At 67.8% G+C, this 23,754-nt stretch carries 20 protein-coding genes; 17 read left to right on the top strand and 3 right to left on the bottom strand.

Going from position 1 to position 23,754, the window contains the following annotated elements; genetic code table 11:
• Both D107_RS14030 and D107_RS14170 read right to left on the bottom strand, forming a co-directional pair.
• Window positions 1–182: transposase (locus tag D107_RS14030; RefSeq protein WP_196799921.1), on the bottom strand; the 182-nt coding region annotated here is incomplete at its 3' end.
• A gap of 243 nt (window positions 183–425) precedes the next feature.
• Entirely contained in the window at window positions 426–629 is a 204-nt protein-coding gene (locus tag D107_RS14170) for a hypothetical protein (RefSeq protein ID WP_081618662.1), read from the bottom strand.
• Between the two features lie 526 nt (window positions 630–1,155).
• Between D107_RS14170 and D107_RS0106475 the strand changes: the two genes are divergently transcribed.
• A complete protein-coding gene (locus tag D107_RS0106475) occupies window positions 1,156–3,075 on the top strand; it encodes an ATP-binding cassette domain-containing protein (protein ID WP_018881057.1) in 1,920 nt (639 codons plus the stop codon).
• Between the two features lie 158 nt (window positions 3,076–3,233).
• Window positions 3,234–5,249 (top strand): methyl-accepting chemotaxis protein, encoded by a 2,016-nt coding sequence (locus tag D107_RS0106470; RefSeq protein WP_018878450.1) that lies wholly within the window; start codon window positions 3,234–3,236, stop codon window positions 5,247–5,249.
• Window positions 5,250–5,262: 13 nt separating this feature from the next.
• On the opposite strand, the gene D107_RS0106465 is transcribed toward D107_RS0106470, so the two are convergent.
• Entirely contained in the window at window positions 5,263–7,191 is a 1,929-nt protein-coding gene (locus D107_RS0106465; protein WP_018881056.1) for a GNAT family N-acetyltransferase, read from the bottom strand.
• 228 nt (window positions 7,192–7,419) lie between these two features.
• Here D107_RS0106465 and D107_RS0106460 point away from each other — a divergent pair, with 228 nt between their 5' ends.
• The 15 genes from D107_RS0106460 to D107_RS0106390 all read left to right on the top strand — a co-directional run bounded on the left by D107_RS0106460 (window position 7,420) and on the right by D107_RS0106390 (window position 23,466).
• Entirely contained in the window at window positions 7,420–7,728 is a 309-nt protein-coding gene (locus tag D107_RS0106460; RefSeq protein WP_018866671.1) for an STAS domain-containing protein, read from the top strand.
• On the top strand, window positions 7,721–8,083 hold the full coding sequence (locus tag D107_RS0106455) for a response regulator (protein WP_018866670.1): 363 nt from the start codon (window positions 7,721–7,723) through the stop codon (window positions 8,081–8,083). The genes D107_RS0106460 and D107_RS0106455 overlap by 8 nt, the downstream gene beginning before the upstream one ends.
• Window positions 8,084–8,085: 2 nt before the next feature.
• On the top strand, window positions 8,086–10,125 hold the full coding sequence (locus tag D107_RS0106450; RefSeq protein ID WP_018881055.1) for a chemotaxis protein CheA: 2,040 nt from the start codon (window positions 8,086–8,088) through the stop codon (window positions 10,123–10,125).
• Between the two features lie 20 nt (window positions 10,126–10,145).
• Window positions 10,146–10,667 carry a chemotaxis protein CheW gene (locus D107_RS0106445; protein ID WP_018878445.1) on the top strand — a complete coding sequence of 174 codons (522 nt, stop codon included), beginning with the start codon at window positions 10,146–10,148 and terminating at the stop codon, window positions 10,665–10,667.
• Window positions 10,668–10,686: 19 nt separating this feature from the next.
• On the top strand, window positions 10,687–11,466 hold the full coding sequence (locus D107_RS0106440) for a ParA family protein (RefSeq protein WP_018881054.1): 780 nt from the start codon (window positions 10,687–10,689) through the stop codon (window positions 11,464–11,466).
• A 26-nt stretch (window positions 11,467–11,492) separates the two neighbouring features.
• Complete coding sequence (locus D107_RS0106435) at window positions 11,493–13,733, top strand: methyl-accepting chemotaxis protein (RefSeq protein WP_018881053.1); 2,241 nt, start codon at window positions 11,493–11,495, stop codon at window positions 13,731–13,733.
• 20 nt (window positions 13,734–13,753) lie between these two features.
• Window positions 13,754–14,575, top strand: coding sequence for a protein-glutamate O-methyltransferase CheR (locus tag D107_RS0106430; RefSeq protein WP_018881052.1), 822 nt, complete (start codon window positions 13,754–13,756; stop codon window positions 14,573–14,575).
• Window positions 14,575–15,198, top strand: coding sequence for a chemoreceptor glutamine deamidase CheD (cheD, locus tag D107_RS0106425; RefSeq protein ID WP_018880081.1), 624 nt, complete (start codon window positions 14,575–14,577; stop codon window positions 15,196–15,198). Before D107_RS0106430 ends, cheD begins: the two co-directional genes overlap by 1 nt.
• A complete protein-coding gene (locus D107_RS0106420; protein ID WP_018880082.1) occupies window positions 15,199–16,278 on the top strand; it encodes a chemotaxis response regulator protein-glutamate methylesterase in 1,080 nt (359 codons plus the stop codon).
• Window positions 16,279–16,289: 11 nt separating this feature from the next.
• Window positions 16,290–17,489 (top strand): methyl-accepting chemotaxis protein, encoded by a 1,200-nt coding sequence (locus D107_RS0106415; RefSeq protein ID WP_026280757.1) that lies wholly within the window; start codon window positions 16,290–16,292, stop codon window positions 17,487–17,489.
• A gap of 99 nt (window positions 17,490–17,588) precedes the next feature.
• Window positions 17,589–17,894 carry an STAS domain-containing protein gene (locus D107_RS0106410; RefSeq protein ID WP_018866661.1) on the top strand — a complete coding sequence of 102 codons (306 nt, stop codon included), beginning with the start codon at window positions 17,589–17,591 and terminating at the stop codon, window positions 17,892–17,894.
• Window positions 17,895–17,902: 8 nt separating this feature from the next.
• On the top strand, window positions 17,903–19,681 hold the full coding sequence (locus D107_RS0106405; protein ID WP_018881050.1) for a SpoIIE family protein phosphatase: 1,779 nt from the start codon (window positions 17,903–17,905) through the stop codon (window positions 19,679–19,681).
• A complete protein-coding gene (locus tag D107_RS0106400; RefSeq protein WP_018881049.1) occupies window positions 19,678–21,837 on the top strand; it encodes a bifunctional diguanylate cyclase/phosphodiesterase in 2,160 nt (719 codons plus the stop codon). The genes D107_RS0106405 and D107_RS0106400 overlap by 4 nt, the downstream gene beginning before the upstream one ends.
• Window positions 21,838–22,109: 272 nt before the next feature.
• Window positions 22,110–22,829, top strand: coding sequence for an SDR family NAD(P)-dependent oxidoreductase (locus D107_RS0106395; RefSeq protein ID WP_018881048.1), 720 nt, complete (start codon window positions 22,110–22,112; stop codon window positions 22,827–22,829).
• Between the two features lie 433 nt (window positions 22,830–23,262).
• Entirely contained in the window at window positions 23,263–23,466 is a 204-nt protein-coding gene (locus D107_RS0106390; RefSeq protein ID WP_018873518.1) for a cold-shock protein, read from the top strand.
• Window positions 23,467–23,754 lie beyond the last annotated feature (288 nt).

Genomic DNA, 23,754 nt, shown 5'->3' with positions numbered 1-23,754 from the left:
CGGTAGCCCAGGCGGCCCTCGGTGCGCTCGCCCGGTGCCGCCTGGAGCTGGTCGCTCATCTCGGCTTCCAGAACCTGCTGGACCGCCTCGCGCACCAGCGTGCGCATCAGTTCCTCGTCTGTCCCCAATAACGCTCGCAGTGACGTGCGATCCGCAGTAGCCTGGCTCTTGTGAGTGGTCATGGTCTCGCCCTCCTTGAGGGGTTCCGGTGGTCGCTAACCAACCCGAATACCATGGCCGCTCACCTCCTGCCAGCTTCTGCACATAACTCAGCACACTACTCGGCGCTGACTCGCCAGCGCACCCCGAGGCACTTTCTTGCTTGCCCAAGAAAGTGCCCAAAGAAGGGCACCCGGATTCCGCCCGGGAACCTTGCTCCAGGGCCCTCGGGCCGGCGGCGCTGAACTCGCTACGCTGCGCTTCGCTCAGACATCCAGCGCCTTCTCCCGGCCCGAGAACCCTTCCGCAAGGGGCTCCATACGGGAGGCGAAGGTCAAAACCGAACGCATCCCCATGTTTGCGCCTAACCATAGGCAACGCCGCTCGAAAGCCCCTGGCGCCCGCCCTGCGGGCGCGGCACGCAACGGCCGAGGGCCGAGCGTGCCCAAGATGTCCGAAAAGTTAGCCATCCTCCACTGGCACGACCGTCGGGACGGCTGTTGTCTTGACCTTGAATCCCCCGTTGTCGTCGCGCCGAGTGGAGAGGGTTTTCGCGGGACGATTCAAAATAGAAACGGGGCGCTGGATGTCTGAGCGAAGCCGAAGGCGTAGCGAGTTCAGCGCCGCCCGCGAAAAGCCTCGGAGCGAGGGAAACCCCGGCCCGCGCAGCGGGCCGGGGTCGCGGCAGTCGGGCGTGTTTCTTGGTTACTTCTTTGCACGAGCAAAGAAGCCCGTTTTTGATCAACAACGGGCGGGGCGCGCTGGCGAGTCAGCGCCGGGCAGTATGCGGACCGGAGCCACCGTAAACACCAGAGGACGAACCAGGCCTAGCCAAAAATCGGCAGGCGACCGGCCGGAGCCACCGTAAACACCGAACGACGAACCAGGGCCAGCCACATCATGGCACGCGGCCGGACGCAACCACCCGCACGCCCCAGCACGCCAAGGTGATAGGCTTGGCGCCCGCTACAACACTCGCTCGCGACCGGAACTCGAATGGCACTGCTCACCCTGCGCAACATCCACCTGGCCTACGGCATGGCCGCCCTGCTCGACGGCATCAACCTGAGCCTGGAACCCGGCGAGCGCGTCGCCGTCGCCGGGCGCAACGGAGAGGGCAAGTCCACCCTGCTCAAAGTGCTCAACGGCGAGGCACAGGCGGATTCGGGCGAGATCACCCGCCAGGATGGCCTCACCACCGCCTACCTGACCCAGGAGTTGCCCCCGGGCATTGAAAGGACGGTGTTCGATGTCGTGGCCGAGGGCCTGGGCGAGGCCGGGCGCCTGCTGGAGCGCTTCCACCACCTGAGCCAGGCCGCGGCCGGCGGCGACATGGAGGCACTGGAGAAGATGGGGCCGGTGCAGTCGCAGCTCGACGCTATCGATGGCTGGAGCCTGCAGAACCGGGTGGAGACCACCATCTCCCGCCTGAGCCTGGACCCCGAGGCGCAGTTCGCCGCCCTATCCGGCGGACTCAAGCGCCGGGTCTGGCTGGCACGCGAACTGGTGCAGCGCCCGCAGCTGCTGCTGCTCGACGAACCGACCAACCATCTCGACGTGGCCGCGATCCGCTGGCTGGAAGAGTTCCTGCTCGAGAGCGGCCTGACCGTGGTCTTCATCAGCCATGACCGCCAGTTCATGGAGAGTGTAGCCACCCGCATCCTGGAGCTGGACCGCGGGCAGCTGTATGAACATCCGCCGTCGATCGAGGAATTCCGCCGCCGTCAGGCCGAACGCCTGGAGACCGAGGCCACCCAGCGCGCGGAGTTCGACCGCAAGCTGGCGCAGGAGGAGGCCTGGGTGCGCCAGGGCATCAAGGCACGGCGTACCCGCAACGAGGGGCGCGTGCGGGCACTGCAGGCCCTGCGCAAGAAGCGCGCCGAGCGTCGCGAACGCAGCGGCCAGGTCAAGATGAAGCTGAGCCCGGAACAGCGTTCGGGCCGGCTGGTGATCGAGGCGGAACACGCCGATTTCGGCTACGACAAACCCATCGTCAGGGACGTGAACCTGCTGCTGCAACGCGGCGATGCCCTGGGCATCGTCGGACCCAACGGCGCGGGCAAGACGACCCTGCTGCGCGGCCTGCTCGGACAGATGGAGCCGCTGGCCGGTCACGTGAAGCTGGGCACCCAGCTGGAGATCGCCTATTTCGACCAGGCGCGCGCGCATCTCGACGAGGACACCACGGTGCAGGACGCGGTCGGCGAGGGGCGAGACCGGGTGATGGTCAATGGCGAGAGCCGGCACATTTTGTCCTACCTGGAAGACTTCCTGTTCCCGCCATCACGTTCCCGCCAGCCGGTGTCGGCGCTGTCCGGGGGCGAGCGCAATCGCCTGCTGCTGGCCAAGCTGTTCCTGCGCCCGGCAAATCTGCTGGTGCTCGACGAACCCACCAACGACCTCGATGTGGAGACCCTGGAGCTGCTGGAACAGCTCCTGATCGAGTACACCGGGACGGTGATCGTGGTCAGCCACGACCGCTCGTTTCTGGACAATGTCGCGACCTCGACCCTGGTCCTGCCGGGCGACGGATCGGTGGAAGAGTTCGTGGGTGGCTGGTCCGACCTGCCCGAACGTGTCACGCGGCGGCTGCTGGAGGGCGAAACCGCGGCCGCCGCCCGCCCCGGCGCCCCGGAGCCGCGGGCCGAGCCCGCTCCCGAACCATCGCCGCAGACATCGGAAAACGCTCCGGCGACCCCGCGCAAGCTGTCCTACAAGGATGCGCGCGAACTGGAGGCCCTCCCGGCCCGGATCGAGGCCCTGGAGACCGAGCAACAGGAACTGACCACGGCGATGACCGATCCCGAGGCCCTGCGCGACGGCGAACGCATGCGCGACCTGCAGGCGCGGCTCGAGACCGTGGAGGCCGAGCTGGCCCACTGCTTCGAGCGCTGGGAGCAGCTGGAATCCGGTTGAGCGTCGGCGCGTCTACACTCGGGTTTCCGGCCACCCCTCAACTCTGCCGGGGGTCTGCCGTAACAGGGGTTGAATAGCCACCTTTCGGGTCCGCGCTCTCCGAGACCGCGGCCGGTTCGCGAAGCGCCCGGGACAGGGCGCGCTGAAGGAGTCATCGCATGCTGGACAAACTCTCCATCCGGGGGCTGCTGATTGCCGGGTTCGGCCTGGTCGTCGCCATCCTGATCATCAACTCCCTGCTGGCACTGCGCGCGATGAGCACGGGCAGTCAGGGGGTCGAGCAACTCACGCAGGCCGACTACCCGGCCGTCGCCCGGGTCAACGATGTCGAACAGCTGCTGCAGGAGAGCGCGGCGTTTCTCGGCTTCTACCTGATGAGCGAGGAGCAGTCGCATCGCGATGCATGGCAAAACGCGATGCGCGAGCTCGATGCGGCCACGCGGGCCCTGAACGAGAATCCGGTCATCGCGGCCGACGAGGAACTCGCCGCCAGCGCGACCGAGGTACGCCGCCTGGTGGATCAGTTCGCCAGCTTCGAGGATCGTCTGATCGAGGTGGCGGAGAACGCGGCCGAGAACATGCCGGCCCTGGGAATCGCCAACGCCCGGGCCAACCCGGCCAGCCGCGAGATGACCCAGCAGACCAACATGATGATCGACGCCGAGATGGCCCTGCCGCGCTTCCAGCGTTCCTGGGACCGTCTCGACACCCTGCATGAGCTGCGCATGTCGGTGGTCCAGGTCACCTCCAACCTGCGCGGGTTCATCGCCTTCCGCGATGACGCCTTCCGCGAGAACGTGCGCCTGTTCTCGACCCGCACCAACGACATCACCGCGCAGCTGATGGACCAGTTCGACGATCTCGACTTCGAACAGCAGATCGCGCTGGAAGACTTCCAGATGGCCCTGGATACCCAGAACACCGCGCTGGACGACCTGATCGAGATCCACGGCAGCGAACAGGCCCTGCAGGATGCCTACCTGATTCGGACCGAGATCGGCCCGCTGCTGGTCGAGGCCCGCGATCATCTGCAAGGACTCAGCGAGCGCATCACTGCCCGCGCCGAACGCAGCGCCGCCGCCCTGACCGCCGACATGCGCGCCACCCAGACGACCCAGGGCATCCTGGCCCTGATCGGCGTGATCCTCGGGCTGGCCGGCGCGGTGTTCATCATCCTGGTCGTGCGGCGCGCGCTGGCCCACTCCACCGCGGCGCTCGAGGAGATCGCCGATGGCGATGGCGATCTGAGCCGCCGTCTGGACGAGAACGGCCTGATCGAAACCGCCCAGCTCGGCCGTGCGTTCAACCGCTTCACCGACAAGATCGCCCAGGCCATCGGCCACGCACGCGGCAGCACCGAGACACTCAACCGCGCCACCGAGAACCTGAACCAGGAGGCCTACGAGGCCCGCGAGGCGGTCTCGCGCCAGCGCGACGAGACCGAGCGTGTCGCCACCGCGATCAACGAGCTGCAAAGCAGCGCCGAGGAGATCGCGCGCAACACCGACGCGACCTCCCAGGCCGGCCAGGAAGCCGGGGATGCGGTGAACAATGGCTCCGAGGTGATGGAGAAGAACATCGAGTCCATGGCCTCGCTGCTCGGCACCGTCGAGCAGGCCGCCGGGACCGTCTCCAAGCTGGGCGAGGACTCCAAGCAGATCGGGACCATCCTCGAGGTGATCCGCGGGGTCGCCGAGCAGACCAACCTGCTGGCCCTGAACGCGGCCATCGAGGCCGCCCGCGCCGGCGAACATGGCCGCGGCTTCGCGGTGGTCGCCGACGAGGTCCGCAAGCTCGCGACCCGCACACAGGAATCCACCGACGAGATCGAGTCCATGATCTCGCGCCTGCAAACCGCCACCACCAGTGCCGTCAAGGCCATGGAACAGGGTCAGGAAGAGGCCGAGTCGACCATGGAGCATACCGCCGAGGTCAACGGCGCCCTGCAGCAGATCCGGCAGTCGGTCACCACCATCGTGGAGATGACCGAGCAGATCGCGGTCGCTTCGCGCCAGCAGAGCACGGTGGTCGAGGATATCAACCGCAATATCGTGCAGATCTCCGACGAGGCGGATCAGTCGGCCAACACCGCCGACCGGGTCAGCGCCGCCTCCGACGAGCTCAAGCAGGTGGAAAAGGAGATCCAGCAGGCCCTGGCGCAGTTCCGGCTCTGACCCGGTCTACGGGCTACGGGCTACGTACCTCCAGCCAGGTCCGGGCGGCGCGGCGCAGCCTGCGGGTGACGCCGCGCCGCCCGGACACCCCGAGCTCACGCGCCCGCTGATCCCAGTCAACGGGCGCGGCCAGGGTCGCCGCCAGCAGGCGGCCTTCCGGATCGGCCGGCGGGGCTGCTTCCAGCTGCCGCAACAGGGCCGGCAACGCCCATTCCAGCGGCCGCGCGCGGTACGCAAAGGCTCGAACCTCCGCGAGATCGGTGGCCGGGTCGGACTCCGCCAACGGCCGGGCCGTTTCCTCCAGGACCGCACTCACCATGGCCGCGGCGGATGCCGGCAGGAAGCGTGGGTGCCAGACTGGCCAGTCGCGCCAAAAGACGCGCTGGATTGGCTGCAGACCGGAGGCCGTGCGGGGCCGGAGGGCGCGCAGGACCACGCCACTGACCTGACCACTGGCCGCGTCCGGCTGGGTGCCCACGCGCACCAGAACGTAGCCCTCCCGCTGCCAGAGCCGCAGCAACGCGGGCTGCAGTCCGAAACTCGCCCCCAGCAGCGCCACCCGTTCGGCAACGGCCCGATCCGCGACCGCCCGCAGCAGGCGGCCGCCCAGGCCCCGCCCCTGCCAGCGCGGGTGCACCGCGATGCGCTGGATGCGCCAGGTACGCTCCGCCGCCAGCTCGAAGCCCCCCAGAGCAGCCAGTGTGCAGGGCAGAAACTGCCCCTGCGGACGGCGCTCACCCGCCCACACCGCCTCGGCCAGGGCCCGATCCAGGCCGGGTTCCTCCTGGATCAGTGCGACGCCGAACAGCGCCCCGTCCGTCACGCCCTCCATGCACAGCACGCGCACGCCGGGGTCCTCCAGCCAGCGCAGAAGATCGGACGGACGGGTCCGGTAGTGCGCATCCGCCAGCAGGCCCGTCACGGCCTCCAGGGTCTGCGGCAAACCCGCCAGGGCCGCCCCGGTCGTCCAGCGCAGGCGAACGGCCTGGGCGGACGGGCTCGTGCTTTCCGCCTCCAGCAGGAACAGCCGATCGAGCCAGTCCTCCAGCGGATCTCCCGGCACCCAGCGCACCGGGGTCGCCATGGCTTGCAACCGCACCCGGAAGCCCGCCGCCTCCAGGGCCGGCAGCGCACGCAGCCGGAAGCCCTGGCCACTCCCCTCGAAGCCGCCGGTCGTGGTGGACAACACCAGGCGCCGGGCACGGCGGGCGAGGCGCAGCAGGCGCTCCACCGGCAGGTTCGCTGCCTCGTCGATGATCAGGGTATCCACGGGCTCGGGCGCTTCCAGCAGGACATCCGGTGCCCGATAGAGACGCTCCGGCGTGTCGACCCACCGACGGGCGCGCGCCAGCAGGGCACCCACGGCCCGTGGACTCGGTGCCGTCAGCGTGATCGCGGGCCCGCCGTGTCGGAGTGTCCCGCCGAGGAACTCGCCCAGGAGGGTCGACTTGCCGCGACCGCGCGGGGCGATCAGCGCGAGGCATTCGTCGGCACCAAGATGCGCGAGACGATCCAGCGCCGCAGCCTGATCCGGCGTCCACGCAAAGGCAGGCGCCGGACGGTCCGGCACCTCGGGCAACCCCTCCGCCGATGCGGGCGTCCGCACCCACGCCTCGGCCAGCGCCGTCCGCCAGCGCCGGGTGAATGCGCCGGCACCGGTGACCCCGTCGAGGACCACCAGGGTGCCCCCGCCGCGCAGCAGCCCGGCCACGGTGACCAGCGCGTCCACGGCGAGCGGATCCCCGGCCTCGAACACCAGGGCCTGCACTTCGTGGCCCAGCCAGTGCCCGACCTGTGCCGGCGCCACGTGCGGCAGGCCGTCGGGCACATGCCGCCCCACCCAGAGCACCGGCCCCCGGGCTGCGGCGGTCCGCAGCCAGGCCGCGGAGGCCTGCCGGGCCGCCGGGTCGGCCGGTAGTCGGTAGAGCGAACGGGCCTCCATCTCAGCATCTCACCGGGGTCGAAGGTTGCATGGAAAAAGCGGGCTTGCGCGGGCGCACACGGCATCTGGTCACACTGGCGCGACGAAAGTCCAGCGCGCTGCCGACGTTTCCATGTGAATCCGTCCTCAAGTTTTCCCACCCGCAGCCGTACAAGTTTTTACAAGGAGCTGGGAAATATCTGTACAGCTCCTGTACAGTGTGAACGAATTCACGGAAAGGTAACGGCGATGACCACCATAGCGCTGCCCGAACGCCTGCGCATCGACACCGCGACCGCCTGCTGGCAGGAGCTGCGCGTGGCGCTGGATGCCGGCGAGGACCTTCAGGTGGACGCGACGACCGTGGCCGATATCGACGCCGCCGGGGTTCAGGTCCTGCTGATGGCACGCCACAGCGCGGCACGCCATGCGCAGGGCTTTTCGATCGACGGAGCAAGCGCCGTCTTAACGCAGGCCTTCCAGGCGCTCGGTGCGGACGCGGCCGCCGCGCGTGCGGGGCAGGAACACGATACCGATTCAGGAGAACACAATGGCTAAGGTTCTGGTGGTGGACGATTCTGCCTCGATGCGCCAGATGGTCGCATTCACCCTCAAGCAGGCCGGACACGAGGTCACCGAGGGGCGCGACGGCAACGACGGCCTGGGCAAGGCCCAGGGGACGAAGGCGGACCTGGTGATCACCGACGTGAACATGCCGGGCATGGACGGGCTGCAACTGACCCGCGAACTGCGCAAGCTGGGCGATTACAAGTTCACCCCGATCCTGGTGCTGACCACCGAGGCCGGCCCGGAGAAGAAACAGGAAGGCAAGGCGGCGGGTGCGACCGGCTGGCTGGTCAAGCCGTTCGACCCGGACCAGCTGATGAACACCGTGAACCGGGTGCTGCGCTAGTCATGTCGATCGACATGGCCCAGTTCGTCGATGCCTTTCTCGAGGAGAGCTTCGAGGGGCTGGAGCGCATGGAGACCGAACTCCTGGCGCTGGACGGCGGCGATCCGGAGGCCCTTAATACCATCTTCCGCTGCGCCCATTCGATCAAGGGTGGGGCCGGGACCTTCGGATTCGGCGCGATCTCCGAGTTCACCCACGGGGTCGAGACCCTGCTGGACCGGATGCGCAACGGCGAGCAGGAGGCGACGCCGGAGACGGTGAACCTGCTGCTGCGCGCGGTGGACATCCTGCGCGCCCAGCTGCATGCCGCCCGCGACGGCGGCGAGGCCGATGCCGCCGAAGTGGCCGAGGTGCGCACCCTGATCGAGGCCCATCTGGGCGAACCCGCGCCGGCCGCCCCAACGTCTGAAGGGGCGGGCGAAGCGGCCGGTCCCACCGGCGGCGACGGCCCGCAAGGCTGGCGCATCCGGTTCCGGCCCTTTGCAGACCTGATGCGCACCGGCAACGACCCTTTGCGCATGTTCGAGGTGCTGGAGGAGCTGGGCCGACTGACCGTGCACTGCGAGACCGACCGCCTGCCGGACAGCGCAGAGGCCTTCGACCCGGAGGACTGCTATCTCGCCTGGACCCTGGAACTGGAAGGGGACGCGACCCGCGACCAGATCGAAGAGGTCTTCGAATGGGTTGAGGACGAATGCGACCTGGAGATCGAACCCCTTGCCGTCCCCGAGACGGCCCCGGACACAGTGGCAGAGCAACCGGTTACGCCCCCGGATTCCCCTGCCACGGAGACCCGCGCCGAGCCACCCGCTGCGCGCGCCGGCAATAACCGCAGCGCGGAATCCAGCTCCATGCGGGTGAACACCGGCAAGATCGATGCGCTGATCGACATGGTCGGTGAGCTGGTCATCACCCAGTCGATGCTGACCGATATCAGCGAACAGCTGGAGGAAGACCCCTCGCAGATGGAGGCGCAGATCGAGCGCCTGCGCACCGGCCTGGCGGAGCTGGAGCGCAATACCCGCGAGCTGCAGGAAAGCGTGATGGGCATCCGCATGGTGCCGATCGCCCAGGTCTTCAACCGCTTCCCGCGCCTGGTGCACGACATCTCCGGGCAGCTCGGCAAGCAGATCGATCTGACCCTGAAGGGCGAATACACCGAGATCGACAAGACGGTCATGGAGCACCTGGGCGACCCGCTGGTGCACCTGGTGCGCAATGCCGTGGATCACGGCATCGAGATGCCCGATGTTCGCGCGGCGGCGGGCAAACCCGAGACCGGCCAGGTCAGTCTGGAGGCCTACCACCGCGGCGGTAACGTGGTCATCGAGATCCGCGACGATGGCAAGGGCATGGATGCCGACCGCATCCTGGCCAAGGCCCGCGACGCCGGGATCGTCGGCCCGAACCAGCAACTGGACCGCCACGAGATCCTGCAGCTGATCTTCGAGCCGGGGCTGTCCACCGCGGACCAGGTCAGCGATCTCTCCGGCCGCGGCGTCGGCATGGACGTGGTGAAGAAGAATATCCGTGGCCTGGGCGGCAACGTCGAACTGGAATCCGAGCCCGGCAAGGGTTCGCGCCTGACCATCCGCCTGCCGCTGACGCTGTCGATCATGGACGGTCAGCTGCTGAAGATCGGCGACGAGACCTTCGTGATCCCGCTGATCGCGATCGTCGAATCGCTGCAGACCCTGCCGGAGAGCGTCAAGCAGGCCTTCGGCAAGCTGCCACTGTACCGGCTGCGGGACGAATACATCCCCATCGTCGATCTGGCCGCGCTGTTCGGCCGGGCCGAGCCCAGCCCGCTGCCGGAGCGCGCCCTGCTGGTGGTGGCCGAGGCCGACGACCAGCGTGTCGCCCTGCGCGTCGACGACCTCCTGGGCCAGCAGCAGGTCGTGATCAAGACGCTGGAAACCAATTTCCGCAAGGTCCCCGGCACCGCCGGCGCGACCATCCTCGGAGACGGCCAGGTGGCCCTGATCCTGGATGTCGCGGGGATCGCGCGGATGGCCTCCGGGCGCGACACCCGCGCGGCGTAAAAATCAAGGAGCCCAACGCAATGGCGAACGACGCAACCCAGTCCATCCACGACCCCGCCACCGCCGGCGAGGACCAGTACCTCACCTTCATCCTCGCGGAGGAGGAATACGGCGTGGACATCCTGCGGGTGCAGGAGATCAAGGGCTGGGAGCGGCCCACCCCGCTGCCCAATGCCCCGGACTACATCCGCGGGGTGATCAACGTGCGCGGGATGATCGTGCCGATCATCGACATGCGCCTGCGCTTCGGCATGGAACCGATGGAATACGGCCCGACCACCGTGGTGATCATGCTGCGCGTGATCAACGAGGACCGCGAGCGCGTGATGGGGATCGTCGTCGATGCCGTGTCCGAGGTCTACAGCGTGGGCGCTGACGAGATGCAGCCGGCCCCCGACTTCAACACTCGCATCGGGATCGACTTCGTACGCGGCCTGGCGACGGTCGACGACAAGATGATCCTGATGCTGGACATCGACACCCTGCTCGGCCCGGGCCTGATTGCCAGCACCGACGCCATCGCGGCCGAGGCCACGGCGTAGCCGCGGGCTGCGGGGAACCATGCGGAGCATCGCGGTGATCAACCAGAAGGGCGGCGTCGGCAAGACGACCGTGACCCTGAACCTGGCGCATGCCCTGGCCCTGGCCGGGCATCGGGTACTGGCGATCGACGCCGACCCGCAGGGGCATCTCTCCATGGCCTTCGGGCTGGAGGATCCGGCCGGCCTGGATCAGGTCCTGCAGTTTGGCGCGCGTCTGGAGGACGCCTTCAGCGAGGCCGGAAACGGGCTGCAGATCGTCGCCGCCGGGGAACAGCTACAGGAGGTCGAGAACCTGAACGAGGGTGGAGCCGCGCGTGGCTGGCGCCTGCAGAAGGCCCTGGACCGGCTGGAACAGCCCTTCGATTTCGTGCTGATCGACTGCCCGCCGTCGGCCGGCCTGCTGGGCATGAACGCCATCATCGCCGCCGACGAGATGCTGATCCCGGTCGCCGGAGACTTCCTGGCCCTGAACGGGCTGTCGCGATTGATGCGCATCCTGCAGGGCATCGAGGCGCGCCTGGGTACGAGCCGTCGCAAGTGGATCGTGCTGTCGCGCTTTGTCGAACAGCGCCGCCACGCCCGCGAGGTGCGCGAGCGCATCCGCGAACACTTCGCCGATGCCCTGCTGCCCACCACCATCCGCGAGTCGGTGGTGCTGGCCGAGAGCCCGAGCTTCGGGCAGACGATCTTCGAGTACCAGCCGCGCCATCGCGCGGCCGCGGACTTCCAGCAACTGGCCGCCGACCTGATCGCGGCCGGGGCACCAACCAACACCCGCCCGACGGCGGCACACGCCTGAGCCGCAAGCCAGGGAGAACACGGGCCATGACGACACGCAAACGCAACAAGCTGGGCAACGACCCGCTGGGCTGGATGGACCCATCCAGCGCGGCCCGCGAACCGGGCTCCGACGAGGCCCCGAGCGAGCGCACGGCTTCTGACGAAGCCGCCCCCGAACCCCGGTCCGGCCCGAAAACCGAGACGCCGAAAACCAACAAACCCGCCCGCCGCCGCACCTCGGCCGCGCGTCATACGAACAAGCCAAGCGAGGACACCCCCATGGCCGCCAATCCGCAAACCGACGCCCCAGAAACCGACCCGAACGAGATGATGGACGGCCGCTTCATGCGTGCCGCCTGCGAGGGGTCGCAAATGGCGGTGATGATGTGCGACGACGATATGAACATCATCTACGCCAACGAGGCGGTCGTCAGTCTGCTGCGGAAACGCCGCCACATCCTGCAGCAGCACTTCCCGAGCTTCGATCCGGACAACCTCGTGGGACAGTCGATCGACCAATTCCACAAGGACCCGTCACATCAGCGCGCCATCCTGTCGAACCCGGCACGCATGCCCTACACCGCCGAGATCGAGGTCGGTGGACTCGAATTCAAGCTGCAGGCATCCGGGATCACCGATGACAACGGCAGGATCATCGGCAGCATGGTCGAGTGGCAGGACGTGACGGAATGGAACGAGGCGGACCGCGAGCGCGCTCGCTTCAGGGCTGCGATTGATGGCGCTACCGCGTCACTCATGATGTGCGACGAGAACATGACCATCACCTTTTCCAACGCATCACTGACCGCGATGTTCCAGAAACACCGCGAGGCCTTCACCAAGGCGTTTCCAGGCTTCGACCCATACAACATGGTGGGCCAGTCCATTGACCAGTTTCACTCGGTCCCGTCGCATCAGCATTCCATCCTGAAGGACCCGTCCAAACTGCCGTACGAAACCGAAATCAGCCTGGGCGACCTGCGCTTCTGGATTAACGCGACCGCGATCATCGACGACGACGGCAATTATGCCGGCAACATGCTGGAGTGGCGGGATGTCACCGAGATGCGGACCGCCGAGGCCGAGATCGATGCCCTGATCCGCGACGCGGCGAGCGGCAACCTGGGCGAACGCCTGGAGACCGAGCGCTACAGCGGATTCACCCAAAGTATCGCCGAGAGCCTGAACGAGCTGCTCGACGCCGTCGTCCCGCCGGTGCGCGAGGGCTCTCGGGTGATGCAGGCCATGGCCGAGGGCGATCTGAGCGTGCGCATGCAGGGCGAGTTCCGCGGCGAATTCGCCGAGTTCCGCGACGCCATCCACACCTCGCTGGAGAACCTCGACCAGCTCGTGGGGCAGATCCTCGAGGGCGCGGGCAACGTGCGTTCGGCCTCGGCCGAGATCGCCCAGGGCAATACCGACCTGTCCCAGCGCACCGAGGAACAGGCCTCCTCGCTGGAGGAGACCGCCTCGTCGATGGAGGAGATGACCTCCACGGTCAAGTCCAACGCGGACAACGCCAAGCAGGCCAATCAGCTCGCCAGCGCCGCCCGCGACAAGGCCCAGGAAGGCGGCGAGGTGGTCGACAAGGCCGTGACCGCGATGGGCGAGATCAACCAGTCCTCGAAGAAGATCGCCGACATCATCGGCGTGATCGACGAGATCGCATTCCAGACCAACCTGCTGGCACTGAATGCCGCCGTGGAAGCCGCCCGCGCGGGTGAGCAGGGCCGCGGCTTCGCGGTGGTCGCCACCGAGGTGCGCAACCTGGCCCAGCGCAGTGCGCAGGCCGCCAAGGAGATCAAGACCCTGATCAACGACTCGGTGGAGCGCATCGGCGAAGGCAGCAAGCTGGTCGACAACTCCGGCAAGGCCCTGGAGGACATCGTCGACTCGGTGAAGAAGGTCTCCGACATCATTGCCGAGATCGCCGCGGCCAGCGAGGAGCAGTCCACCGGCCTCGACGAGATCAACAAGGCCGTGACCCAGCTCGACGAGGTGACCCAGCAGAATGCCGCCCTGGTCGAGGAGGCCGCGGCCGCCAGCGAATCGCTGGACGACCAGTCGCGCGAACTGCTGGAGCTGATGAGCTTCTTCAAGGGCGAGCAGGCCGCGGCCGCCAGCCAGGCCATGAAGCAGCCCAGCCAGCGTCCGACGCCTGCGACCGCCGCCGGCCAGGGCAGTGCCACCGGACTGAAGCGCCCGGCCTCCGCGTCCGGCAACGCCGCCAGCAAGCGCCCGGCCCCCTCGCGTCAGGAGGCCTCCGAAGAATGGGAGGAGTTCTGAGGATGGAGGCTCGATGCTAGATGGCCGCCTCCGATCGCCTGAGCGAGCGCGACTTCCGGCGCGTGGCGCGCCTGACGCAGGAACGCACCGGGATCATGCTCAACGAGAGCAAGAAGGAGCTGGTCTTCAGCCGGCTCTCGCGGCGGCTGCGCGTGCTCGGCCTGGATGCCTTCGACACCTACCTGGACCGGGTCGAGGGGGGCGACGAGGGCGAGCTGGAGGAGTTCATCAATGCGCTGACCACCAACCTGACCGCGTTCTTCCGCGAACCGCACCACTTCGAGATGCTGGGCGGCCCGGTGCTGGAGGAGCTCCGGCGGGCCAACCCGACCGGCCCGCTGAAGGTCTGGTCGGCCGGATGCTCCACCGGCGAGGAGCCCTACTCCATCGCGATGACGCTGGCCGAGGCCCTGCCGTCGCCGGAGGATGTGCGCATCCTCGCCACCGATATCGACTCGCGCGTGGTCGTCCATGCCGATGCCGGGGTGTATGACGCCAAGCGCGTCACCGGCATCCCGCAGGCGCGCCAGAAGCGCTGGCTGCTGCGCGGGACTGGCGCCAACGAGGGCCGGGTCAAGATCCGCGACGAGCTGCGCGCCATGCTGAACTTCCGCCAGCTGAACCTGTTCGACCCATGGCCCATGAAGGGCCCGCTGGACGTGATCTTCTGCCGCAACACGCTGATCTATTTCGACAAGCCGACGCAGAAACAGCTGGTGGAACGCTTTGCGCAACTGCTGCGCCCGGAGGGCTACCTGTTCATCGGGCACTCCGAGTCGCTGTTCCGCGTGACCGAGGATTTCCGGCTGCTGGAGCAGACGCTGTACCGGAGGGCGGCCTGATGTCCGCCCTGCCGCAGCTGCACGATGGCGCCTTCGCACACATCAATCGCTACTGGGACCGGGTGCACGCCTGCCCGGCCGCGAAGCTGTTGCCGGGGGAGTGCTACGTCTCGGTCTCGCCGACCGAACTGATCACCACGGTGCTGGGCTCCTGCGTGTCCGCCTGCGTCTGGTCACCCGCGGCCGGCATCGGCGGCATGAACCACTTCATGCTGCCGGACGGCGCCCGTGACAGCGGCTGGGGACCGGCGGTATCCAATGCCACGCGCTATGGCACCCATGCGATGGAGTTCCTGATCAACGAACTGCTGAAGCTGGGCGCGGAGCGAAGCGACCTGCGCGTCAAGATGTTCGGCGGCGGCCGCGTAATGGCCGGGATGACCGACGTCGGTGCCGGCAATATCACCTTCCTGCGCCGCTTCCTGCGCGAGGAGAACCTGGACCTGGTCGCCGAGGACGTCGGCGGGCATTGGCCGCGCAAGGTCGTCTTCTTCCCCGCCACCGGGCGCGTGCGCATCAAGAAGCTCGTGGCCCTGCACAACAACACCCTGCTCGAGCGTGAGCAGGACTACCGCCGCCGACTGCAGGACGATCCCTTGCAGGGCGACGTGGAGCTGTTCTAGATGCCTGCCAATGCCAAGCCCATCCGCGTTCTGGTCGTCGACGACTCGGCCCTGATCCGCAAGCTGCTGAACGAGATCCTGTCGCAGGCCGCGGACATCGAGGTGGTCGCCGCCGCCTCCGACCCCTATGACGCGCGCACGAAGATCAAGCAGCACGAACCCGACGTGCTGACCCTGGACGTGGAGATGCCGAAGATGGATGGCATCACCTTCCTGCGCAATCTGATGCGCCTGCGCCCGATGCCGGTGGTGATGGTCTCCTCGCTGACCGAAGCGGGGGCGGATGTGACCCTGGAGGCCCTGGAGGTCGGCGCGGTGGACTTTGTCACCAAGCCGAAGGTAGACGTCTCCCACGCCCTGCAGGAGTACGCCGACGTCCTGATCGACAAGATCCGCACCGCGGCCGGCATCCGCCTGCAGGCCCGCAGCGCGACCCCGGCAGCAGCGCCGCAGCGGCTCGCCTCCGCGGGCGCGGCGCGCTTTCGCACCACTGACCGGGTAATCGCCCTGGGGGCCTCCACCGGGGGTACCGAGGCCCTGCGCGAGGTGCTAACGGCCCTGCCGCCGGACGCGCCGGGCATCCTGATCACCCAGCACATCCCCTCCGGCTTCAGTCGCGCCTTTGCAGAACGCATGGATCGGAACACCGCGCTCAGCGTGAAGGAGGCCGAGGACGGCGACATCGTGATGCCCGGGCATGCCTACGTCGCCCCGGGTACCGACTACCACCTGCGTCTGGCGCGGGACGGCGCCCGCTACGTCTGCCGCCTGGACCGCAGCGGCCCCGTGAACCGTCATCGCCCCAGCGTGGACGTGCTGTTCAACTCGGCCGCAGAACAGGCCGGGGCCAACGTCATGGCCGCCCTGCTGACCGGCATGGGTGACGACGGGGCCCGCGGGCTCAAGGCGCTGCGCGAGGCCGGGGCCCACACCATCGCCCAGGACGAGAGCACCAGCCTGGTCTGGGGTATGCCCGGCGAGGCGGTCAGGCTGGACGCCGCTGACCAGGTGCTGCCGCTGGGTCGGATCGCCGCCGCGCTGATCCGCGATCACCGCAAAGCCGCCGCAGCCGGCGAATAGGAGCCACCGGAATGGACCACCGTATGCAATGGCTGACCCGTGACATCACCCAGAAGGGGCTGACGCTCAGCCTCGCCGTTTTGCTCCTGCTCGGGGTGATCCTCGCCGCACTGAATGGGGCCGGCTGGATCGCTCTGGGGGCCGCAATCCTGGCCGGACTGGCGGCCCTGATCACCGCAGGCGCGTATCTGCGCGGGCCGGCCCCGGCGGCCGAATCCAGCGCGGACATGACCGCGAGCCAGCCCACCGGCGGCAGCGAACTCTCCGACGCGCTGGACCAGGCGATGCGCTTCGAGCTGGACCAGCTGGAGGCGGAGATCGGCCGCCAGCGCGGGCTGATCGCCGATGCCGTGCAGGAACTGGGCACCAGCTTCAACGAGATGCACCAGATCGCCGACCGCCAGATGGAACTGATGACCAGCGACGTCGCGCGAGAGGGCGCTGACGGACAGGGTATGACCCACGCCGAGGTCATCACCGAACTGACCCGCAAGTCCGACGAGACCCTGCAGATGTTCATCGACACCCTGGTGGAAATCAGCCGCCAGAGCGTGGAGAGCGCCCACCACATGGAGGACATGAGCCAGCACATGGACGGGGTGTTCAAGCTGCTGGACAGCGCCGGCGCGATCGCCGGGCAGACCAACCTGCTGGCGCTCAATGCCAGCATCGAGGCGGCGCGGGCCGGCGAGGCCGGGCGCGGCTTCTCCGTGGTCGCCGAAGAGGTGCGCTCGCTGTCCCAGCGCTCGGCCACCTTCCACGACGATATCCGCGCGCAGATCGACCAGGCCCGCGAATCGATCAATAAGGTCCACGGGACCGTGCACGACATGGCCTCGCGCGACATGAGCGACAGCATGGGCGAGAAGGAACGCATCACCCGGTTGTTCGCCTACGCGCAGCGCGCCACCGACGAGCTCGAGGACCGCATCCGCGAGGAGGCCGAGCTGAGCGAGCGCATGAACCAGGCGGTCGCGACCGCCGTGCGCTCGCTGCAGTTCGAGGACATCGCCCGCCAGTCACTGGGCACCGCGGAGGAGGCCGTGGCACATCTGCAGGAGCTGCGAAGCATCCTGCACGAGGCCCGCTCTACCGAGGACGCGCGGGCCATGGCCACCCGCGTGCGCGAATGGCGCGAGCGCCGCCAGGAGACCTATCACCGCGCAGTCAACCAGCAGAACATGGGCACGGGGGATGTGGAATTGTTCTGAGGTTTTTCCGTCGAACCCCCGCGTACCCGTTCGCGAATCCCGGGGCCGCGTACCAACTCTCACCGGGCATGAAGCCCGTCACAGCGCCAGGAACCGCATATGAGCATCGAGCAGTACACCTCCGACGACGGCAAGGAAGTCCGCATCCGGGTCAAGGGCCGGTTCGACTTCGAGCAGCACCAGGATTTCCGCGCCGCCTACCGCGACACCGGCGGGACCGGCGTGCGCTACATCGTCGACCTCGCCCATACCGAGTACATGGACAGCTCCGCACTCGGCATGCTGCTCCTGCTGCGCGAACACGCCGGCGGCGAGTTCTCCGACGTCAGCATCACCGGTGCCTCGGAGGGCGTGCGCAAGGTACTGGACATCGCCAATTTTGGCCGCCTGTTCCGCATCCAGTAACCGGCCCCGTGGACGACACCGCCCCCGAGCCGCGCTCGACCCCGCCCGGTGACCTGATCTCCGGCGAAGGCCGAGTACTGGTCGCCGACGACGACCCCCACAACCGGCGGCTGCTGCGCATGATGCTGCAGGGAGCCGGCTACGACGTGCGCGAGGCCGCGGATGGCCGGGCAGCCGTGCAGGCCTGCCGGGAGCAGGCCCCCGACCTGATCCTGATGGACGTGATGATGCCGGAGATGGACGGCTACCAGGCGACGTCCCGGATCAAGGCGGAGATGGGCGCGCACTTCATCCCGGTGATCTTCCTGACCGCGCTGGACGACGAAAACGCCCTGCTGCGGGCGATCGAATCGGGCGGCGACGACTTCCTTAGCAAGCCGCTGAACCTCGCGATCCTGAAGGCCAAGATCCACGCGATGGAGCGCCTGCGCGACCTGCACACTGGCCTGCAAAGCCGCAACGCCGCCCTGCTGCGCGCCCAGGCGCGCCAGGCCTGGGAGGAGGAAACCGCCGAGACCCTGTTCTCGCGCGCCATCACCCGCCGCAACCGCGGGCTGGACCGACTGCAGCTGCATCGCTGCGCGGCCTCCACCTTCAGCGGCGACGTGGTGCTGTCCGACTACACGCCCGACGGGGCCCTGCGCGTGCTGGTGGGCGACTTCACCGGCCACGGCCTGAGCGCGGCGATCGGCGCCTACCCGGTCAGCGAGACCTTCCACACCCTGACCGAGGCCGGCGTGGACGACCAGGAGCTGCTGCACGAGCTGAACCATGTGCTGCACGATTTCCTGCCGCCGGCGATGTTCATGGGGGCGCTGCTCGCCACCTTCTCCGCGGATGGCCGCCAGGTGCGTCTGTGGAATGGGGGCATGCCGGATGCCTGGCTGTGCAATACGCGCCAGGACCGGGTCCGGCGCATCCAGTCCCAGGCGATGCCCCTGGGTATCCTCGACCGGCTGGACCTCGACACCGGGGCGCGCAGCTACGAGCTCGACGACGGCGACTGGCTGACGCTGGTCAGCGACGGCGTCCTCGAAGCCACCGACATCGCTGGAACGGCCTTTGGCGAGGACGCGATCTTTCGCCACTGCCAGGCCAGCGAATCGGCCGGGACCGCCTTCGAGCGCATCCGCAAGGCACTGGATCTCCACTGTGGCGATCAGACCCCCGCCGACGACATGACCCTGGTCACCATCGACTGCAGCCCGGCGGTAGTGACCGAGAGCGAACGACCGCAGAGCCGCGAGCTTCGGGGCACGCTGCGCTGGTCCCTGGAGGCCAGCGACCAGCGCCTGGCCGAAGTCGACCTGGTCGGCGCGGCTCGCAACCAGCTCCGCGAATGGCTGCCGAATCTGGGGGGCGGGCACGCCGAGGCCCTGCAGACCGTGATTGCGGAGCTGTGCAACAACGCCTTTGAACACGGCGTGCTGCGGCTGGACTCCGGCATGAAGGCCACGGTGGAGGGCTTCGAGCAGTACTATCGCCAGCGCGCCGCGGCCCTGAGCGACATCCGCGGCCGGATCGCCCTCTCCCTGCGCTACCGCCCGCTGGATGGTCAGCACTGCATCCGCATCCGCGTGCGCGACAGCGGACCGGGCTTCGACCACCAGCGGATCCAGGAAGCCCTGGAGGGCCGCGGCGACCAGCGCCTGTGGGGGCGCGGACTGACTCTGGTGCGCCAGCTGTGCGAACAGGTGCGCTATCACGGCAGCGGCAACCGGGTCGAGGCGGACTACCGCTGGCAAGCGGACCCCGACGCCCAGCGCGAATCCGGCGATACGCCATGACCTACGCCCTGGAGACCCGTCAAAGCCCCGCCCCGCTCGATCTGGTGAACGCGCTGAGCGAGGCGATCCTCTTCGTCACGGCCGACGGCACCGTACGCTACGCCAACCCGGCGGCGGAACGCCTGTTCGGCACCACCGCCTGCAGCCTGGACGGCCGCAATCTGGCCCGCCTGATCACGCCGCGAGACCCGGCCTTCGACCTGCACGAGCGGCTGCGCGAGGCGACCCGGGCAGAGGGCTGGATCCCGCGGCGCGACCCGGTGGACCTGGTCCGCGAGGACGGCCGGCCCCGTCCCGCCCTGATCGACATCGGGACCTGCCAGCACGCCCTAGAGCCGCTGCAGTTCGCGGTCCTGCGCGAACAGCGCGCGGACCGGCCGGACGACACACCGGAGCAGGCCGAACACCTGCGCGAGGCTATCGACCTGCTGACCCATCAGGTGCAGGAACGCATGCGCGCCGAGCAGGCCCTGCAGGACAGCCATCAACGCCTGCTGGCCGCACAGCGTGTGGCCCGCATCGGCCACTGGGACCTGGACCTGGAGACCGACGAGGTCCACCTCTCGCCCGAGGCAAGCAAACTCTTCGGACATGGCGACCAGCCCCGCACCCTGACCCGCGAGGCCCTGGTGGAGGCCACCCATCCGGATGATCGCGCCGCGCTGGCATTCGGCCTGCTGCGCCTGGCCAACGGCCAGACCCACCGCTTCTCCATCCGGCATCGCCTGCTGCTGCCCCACGGCGAAGAACGCTACATGCTGGCCGAAGGCGAACGCGCAGAGGAGACGCCCACGCGCATCCTCGGCATCCACCAGGACCTGACCGAGCGCGAGAAGACTGAACAGGCCCTGTTCAAGCTGGTGAATTTCGACGCCCTGACCGGCCTCCCCAACCGGACCGGGCTGCGCACCCGCCTGCGCGCCACCCTCGACGAGGCCGAGCGCCAGGGGGAACCACTGGCGGTACTGCTGCTGGACATCGACCGCTTCACCTCGATCAACAGCACCCTGGGACACGACACCGGGGACGCCCTGCTGAACGCACTGGCACAACGGCTGCAGCATCAGTTGCAGCCACGCGACACCCTCGCACGACTGGCCGCGGACGAATTCGCCCTGGTCCTGACCGCGATCGCGGACCCGGCCGAGGCCCGTGATCGCGCGCAGGCCATCCTGCAACACTGCGCCGAGCCGTTCGCCCTGGGGGATGGCCAGCATGTGGCGACGATCAGTGCCGGCGTCAGCCTGTTCCCGCAGGATGCACGGGGCAAGGACGACCTGCTGCGCCATGCCACCAGCGCCCTGCACGATGCCAAGAACGCCGGCGGCAACACCTGTCGCTTCTACACGCAGAGGCTGAACACCCAGGCGCGCGAGCAACTGGAACTGGAGCAGGGGCTGCGCACGGCGCTGCGCCAGTGCGAGTTCGAGCTCCACTATCAGCCGCAGACCGGCCTGAATCGGGGTGACACGGTCGGCATCGAGGCCCTGGTCCGCTGGCGCCACCCGGAGCGCGGGATGATCTCGCCGGCGGATTTCATCCCGCTGGCGGAACAGACCGGGCTGATCGTGCCGATCGGCGACTGGGTGCTGCGCACCGCCACGCAACAACTGGTGGAGTGGGACCGCAAGGGCCTTCCGCCCCTGCGCCTGGCGATCAATCTCTCTGCGCGCCAGTTCGCCGACCCCAACCTGCCCGAGCGCATCCTCGAGACGCTTCAGGCAGCCGGGCTCGCCCCCGAGCGCCTGGAGGTGGAGGTCACCGAGAGTGTCCTGGTCGAGGACATCGACGCGGCCGCGGCCATGCTCCAGCGCCTGGTGCATCTCGGGGTGTCGGTGGCCATCGACGACTTCGGCACCGGACAATCATCCCTGCGCTACCTGCGGCGGCTGCCGCTGACCACGCTGAAGATCGACCGCGAGTTCACCTGGGGCATCGGCAACGACCCGGACGACGAGGCCATCACCCGCGCCATCATCGGCCTGGGCAAGACCCTCAAGCTGCGGGTGCTGGCCGAAGGTGTGGAGACCGAGGAGCAGCACCGCTTCCTGCGCGAGATGGGCTGCGACGAGGTACAGGGCTTCCTGCTCGGCCGCCCGATGCCGGCCGCCGACCTCGAACGCCAGTGGCGCGAACGTCCCCGTACGCCGGGGTAGTCCTTCTTAATTCACCACGAAGCACACGAAGGCACGAAGAAGGGCAAGGGCGGTTCACAGGAAGACGGGAAGTCTGGAAGGATTTTGGTGGGTACTGGATGGGCGGCCGAGGCACATCCGAGAAGTCCGGCATAGCACTCGTGCTTCATCCCATATCCCTCTTCCGGTCTTCCCATCTTCCTGTGCAAACGCTCTTGACCTGGCCTTTCTTCGTGTCTTCGTGTGCTTCGTGGTAGACAATCCGCACATTCGAAACCTTGAAGGAGAGCGATATGCAGGACGGCCGTTTTGGTTCGGCGCTCGTGACCGGCAACTCCAGCGGGCTGGGCCTGGGGCTGACCCGGGTACTGCTGGAACAGGGCGCAAACGTCTATGGCATGAGCCGTCGCGGCTGCCCCGAGGCCGGGGTCAGCGGTGACGAGCGGGTGGACCTCGGCGACTTCACCGCCACCGGGGCCGCGATGGAACGCCTGCTGCAGGGCGTGGACTCGCTGGACCTGGTGGTGCTCAACGCGGGACTGTTGGGCCACATGCAGCGCATGCAGGACGCGCCGATGGACGAGCTACGCCTGCTCATGGACGTGAACACCTTCGCCAACAAGGTGATCCTGGACGCGCTGCTGAAGCACCGCGTGCGGGTTGGCCAGATCATCGCCATCTCCTCCGGCGCCTCGGTCTCCGGACATGCCGGCTGGAGCGGCTACTCGCTCTCCAAGGCGGCGCTGAACATGATGATGCAGCTCTACGCCCACGAATTCCCGGAAGAGACGGCGATCAACGCCTTCGCCCCGGGCCTGGTGGATACTGCGATGCAGGACTACCTGTGCGACGAGGCGGACCGCGAGAGCTTTCCGGTCCTCCAGCGCCTGAAGGCCGCGCGCGGCACCCGCGACATGCCCAACCCCGAGGACGCCGCCCGCGCCATCCTCGACGTCCTGCCCCGCCTGCACCAGACCACCCGCGGCAGCTTCGTCGACATCCGCCAGCTCTGACGCAGCGCCGTCCCAGCCACCCAAAAGATCAAGGACGGGTGACAGGAAGACGGGAAGATCCGAAGGGGGATCGGGCTGAAGCGTTGAGGGCAGGGCTGACGGGCAGGGGCATGCACCGACATCCAGCCCCTGTCCGTACCCAATCAATAATTCTTCCGACCTTCCCGCCTTCCTGTGAACCGCCCTGGCCCTCCTGCGTGCCATCGTGCGCTTCGTGGTGGCCCCCGGCGTGCGGAAAATCCGCGTCGCAGCGCCAAAAAAAGTTCATGGAGGGGCGTTGGATTTCGCCGGGGATGGGGCGTATAGTCGGAGACGTGATTCGTGGTTGAGCGGCAACACTAGGAAGTTTCTAGTTTCTGAACCAGTGCTCCCGTTGATCTGTTGGCAGCATGCCGCGAACACATTTGTTAGTTACATGAAGAGGTTACAAGTTGTGAATACTGGTGTTGTGAAGTGGTTCAACGAGAGCAAGGGTTTCGGTTTCATCACCCCCGATGATGGCGGCAAGGACGTGTTCGTCCATTTCTCCGCGATCAACGGTTCGGGTTTCAAGACCCTGGCCGAAGGCCAGAAGGTCTCCTTTGAGATCCAGGAAACCGCCAAGGGCCTCGCCGCCGGCGAAGTGACCGCCATCTAAGGCGCCACTCCCATGGCTGACGGCTCCTTCACTGGACCGTCCAAGAAGGCCGCCTCCGGGCGGCCTTTTTCGTGCCCGGCATTCTGTATGCACCACGAAGAACGTCAAAAGCGATTTACAGGAAGGCGTGAAGACTGGAAGAGGGACTGGGGTGGGCATACGGGGCAGGCCTGACGGTCCGGGCATGCCACGAGCCCACAGCCAGCACCCGCACCCGCACCCGCACCCGCACCCGCACCCGCACCCGCACCCAAATGACCCTTCCTGTCTTCCCATCTTCCTGTGAAA

It is taken from the genome of Thioalkalivibrio sp. ALE30, from assembly GCF_000377465.1.
Taxonomy (GTDB): domain Bacteria; phylum Pseudomonadota; class Gammaproteobacteria; order Ectothiorhodospirales; family Ectothiorhodospiraceae; genus Thioalkalivibrio.
This window is presented reverse-complemented; position numbering and strand designations above follow the sequence as displayed.

Coding starts and splice junctions, on each gene's coding strand:
- D107_RS0106410 (WP_018866661.1), top strand. CDS start 17,589: ATGAGCATCGAGCAGTACACCTCCGACGACGGCAAGGAAGTCCGCATC.
- D107_RS0106395 (WP_018881048.1), top strand. CDS start 22,110: ATGCAGGACGGCCGTTTTGGTTCGGCGCTCGTGACCGGCAACTCCAGC.
- D107_RS0106400 (WP_018881049.1), top strand. CDS start 19,678: ATGACCTACGCCCTGGAGACCCGTCAAAGCCCCGCCCCGCTCGATCTG.
- D107_RS0106435 (WP_018881053.1), top strand. CDS start 11,493: ATGACGACACGCAAACGCAACAAGCTGGGCAACGACCCGCTGGGCTGG.
- cheD (WP_018880081.1), top strand. CDS start 14,575: ATGTCCGCCCTGCCGCAGCTGCACGATGGCGCCTTCGCACACATCAAT.
- D107_RS0106465 (WP_018881056.1), bottom strand. CDS start 7,191: ATGGAGGCCCGTTCGCTCTACCGACTACCGGCCGACCCGGCGGCCCGG.
- D107_RS0106415 (WP_026280757.1), top strand. CDS start 16,290: ATGGACCACCGTATGCAATGGCTGACCCGTGACATCACCCAGAAGGGG.
- D107_RS0106470 (WP_018878450.1), top strand. CDS start 3,234: ATGCTGGACAAACTCTCCATCCGGGGGCTGCTGATTGCCGGGTTCGGC.
- D107_RS14170 (WP_081618662.1), bottom strand. CDS start 629: ATGGCTAACTTTTCGGACATCTTGGGCACGCTCGGCCCTCGGCCGTTG.
- D107_RS0106430 (WP_018881052.1), top strand. CDS start 13,754: ATGGCCGCCTCCGATCGCCTGAGCGAGCGCGACTTCCGGCGCGTGGCG.
- D107_RS0106420 (WP_018880082.1), top strand. CDS start 15,199: ATGCCTGCCAATGCCAAGCCCATCCGCGTTCTGGTCGTCGACGACTCG.
- D107_RS0106450 (WP_018881055.1), top strand. CDS start 8,086: ATGTCGATCGACATGGCCCAGTTCGTCGATGCCTTTCTCGAGGAGAGC.
- D107_RS0106475 (WP_018881057.1), top strand. CDS start 1,156: ATGGCACTGCTCACCCTGCGCAACATCCACCTGGCCTACGGCATGGCC.
- D107_RS0106460 (WP_018866671.1), top strand. CDS start 7,420: ATGACCACCATAGCGCTGCCCGAACGCCTGCGCATCGACACCGCGACC.
- D107_RS0106440 (WP_018881054.1), top strand. CDS start 10,687: ATGCGGAGCATCGCGGTGATCAACCAGAAGGGCGGCGTCGGCAAGACG.
- D107_RS0106445 (WP_018878445.1), top strand. CDS start 10,146: ATGGCGAACGACGCAACCCAGTCCATCCACGACCCCGCCACCGCCGGC.
- D107_RS0106455 (WP_018866670.1), top strand. CDS start 7,721: ATGGCTAAGGTTCTGGTGGTGGACGATTCTGCCTCGATGCGCCAGATG.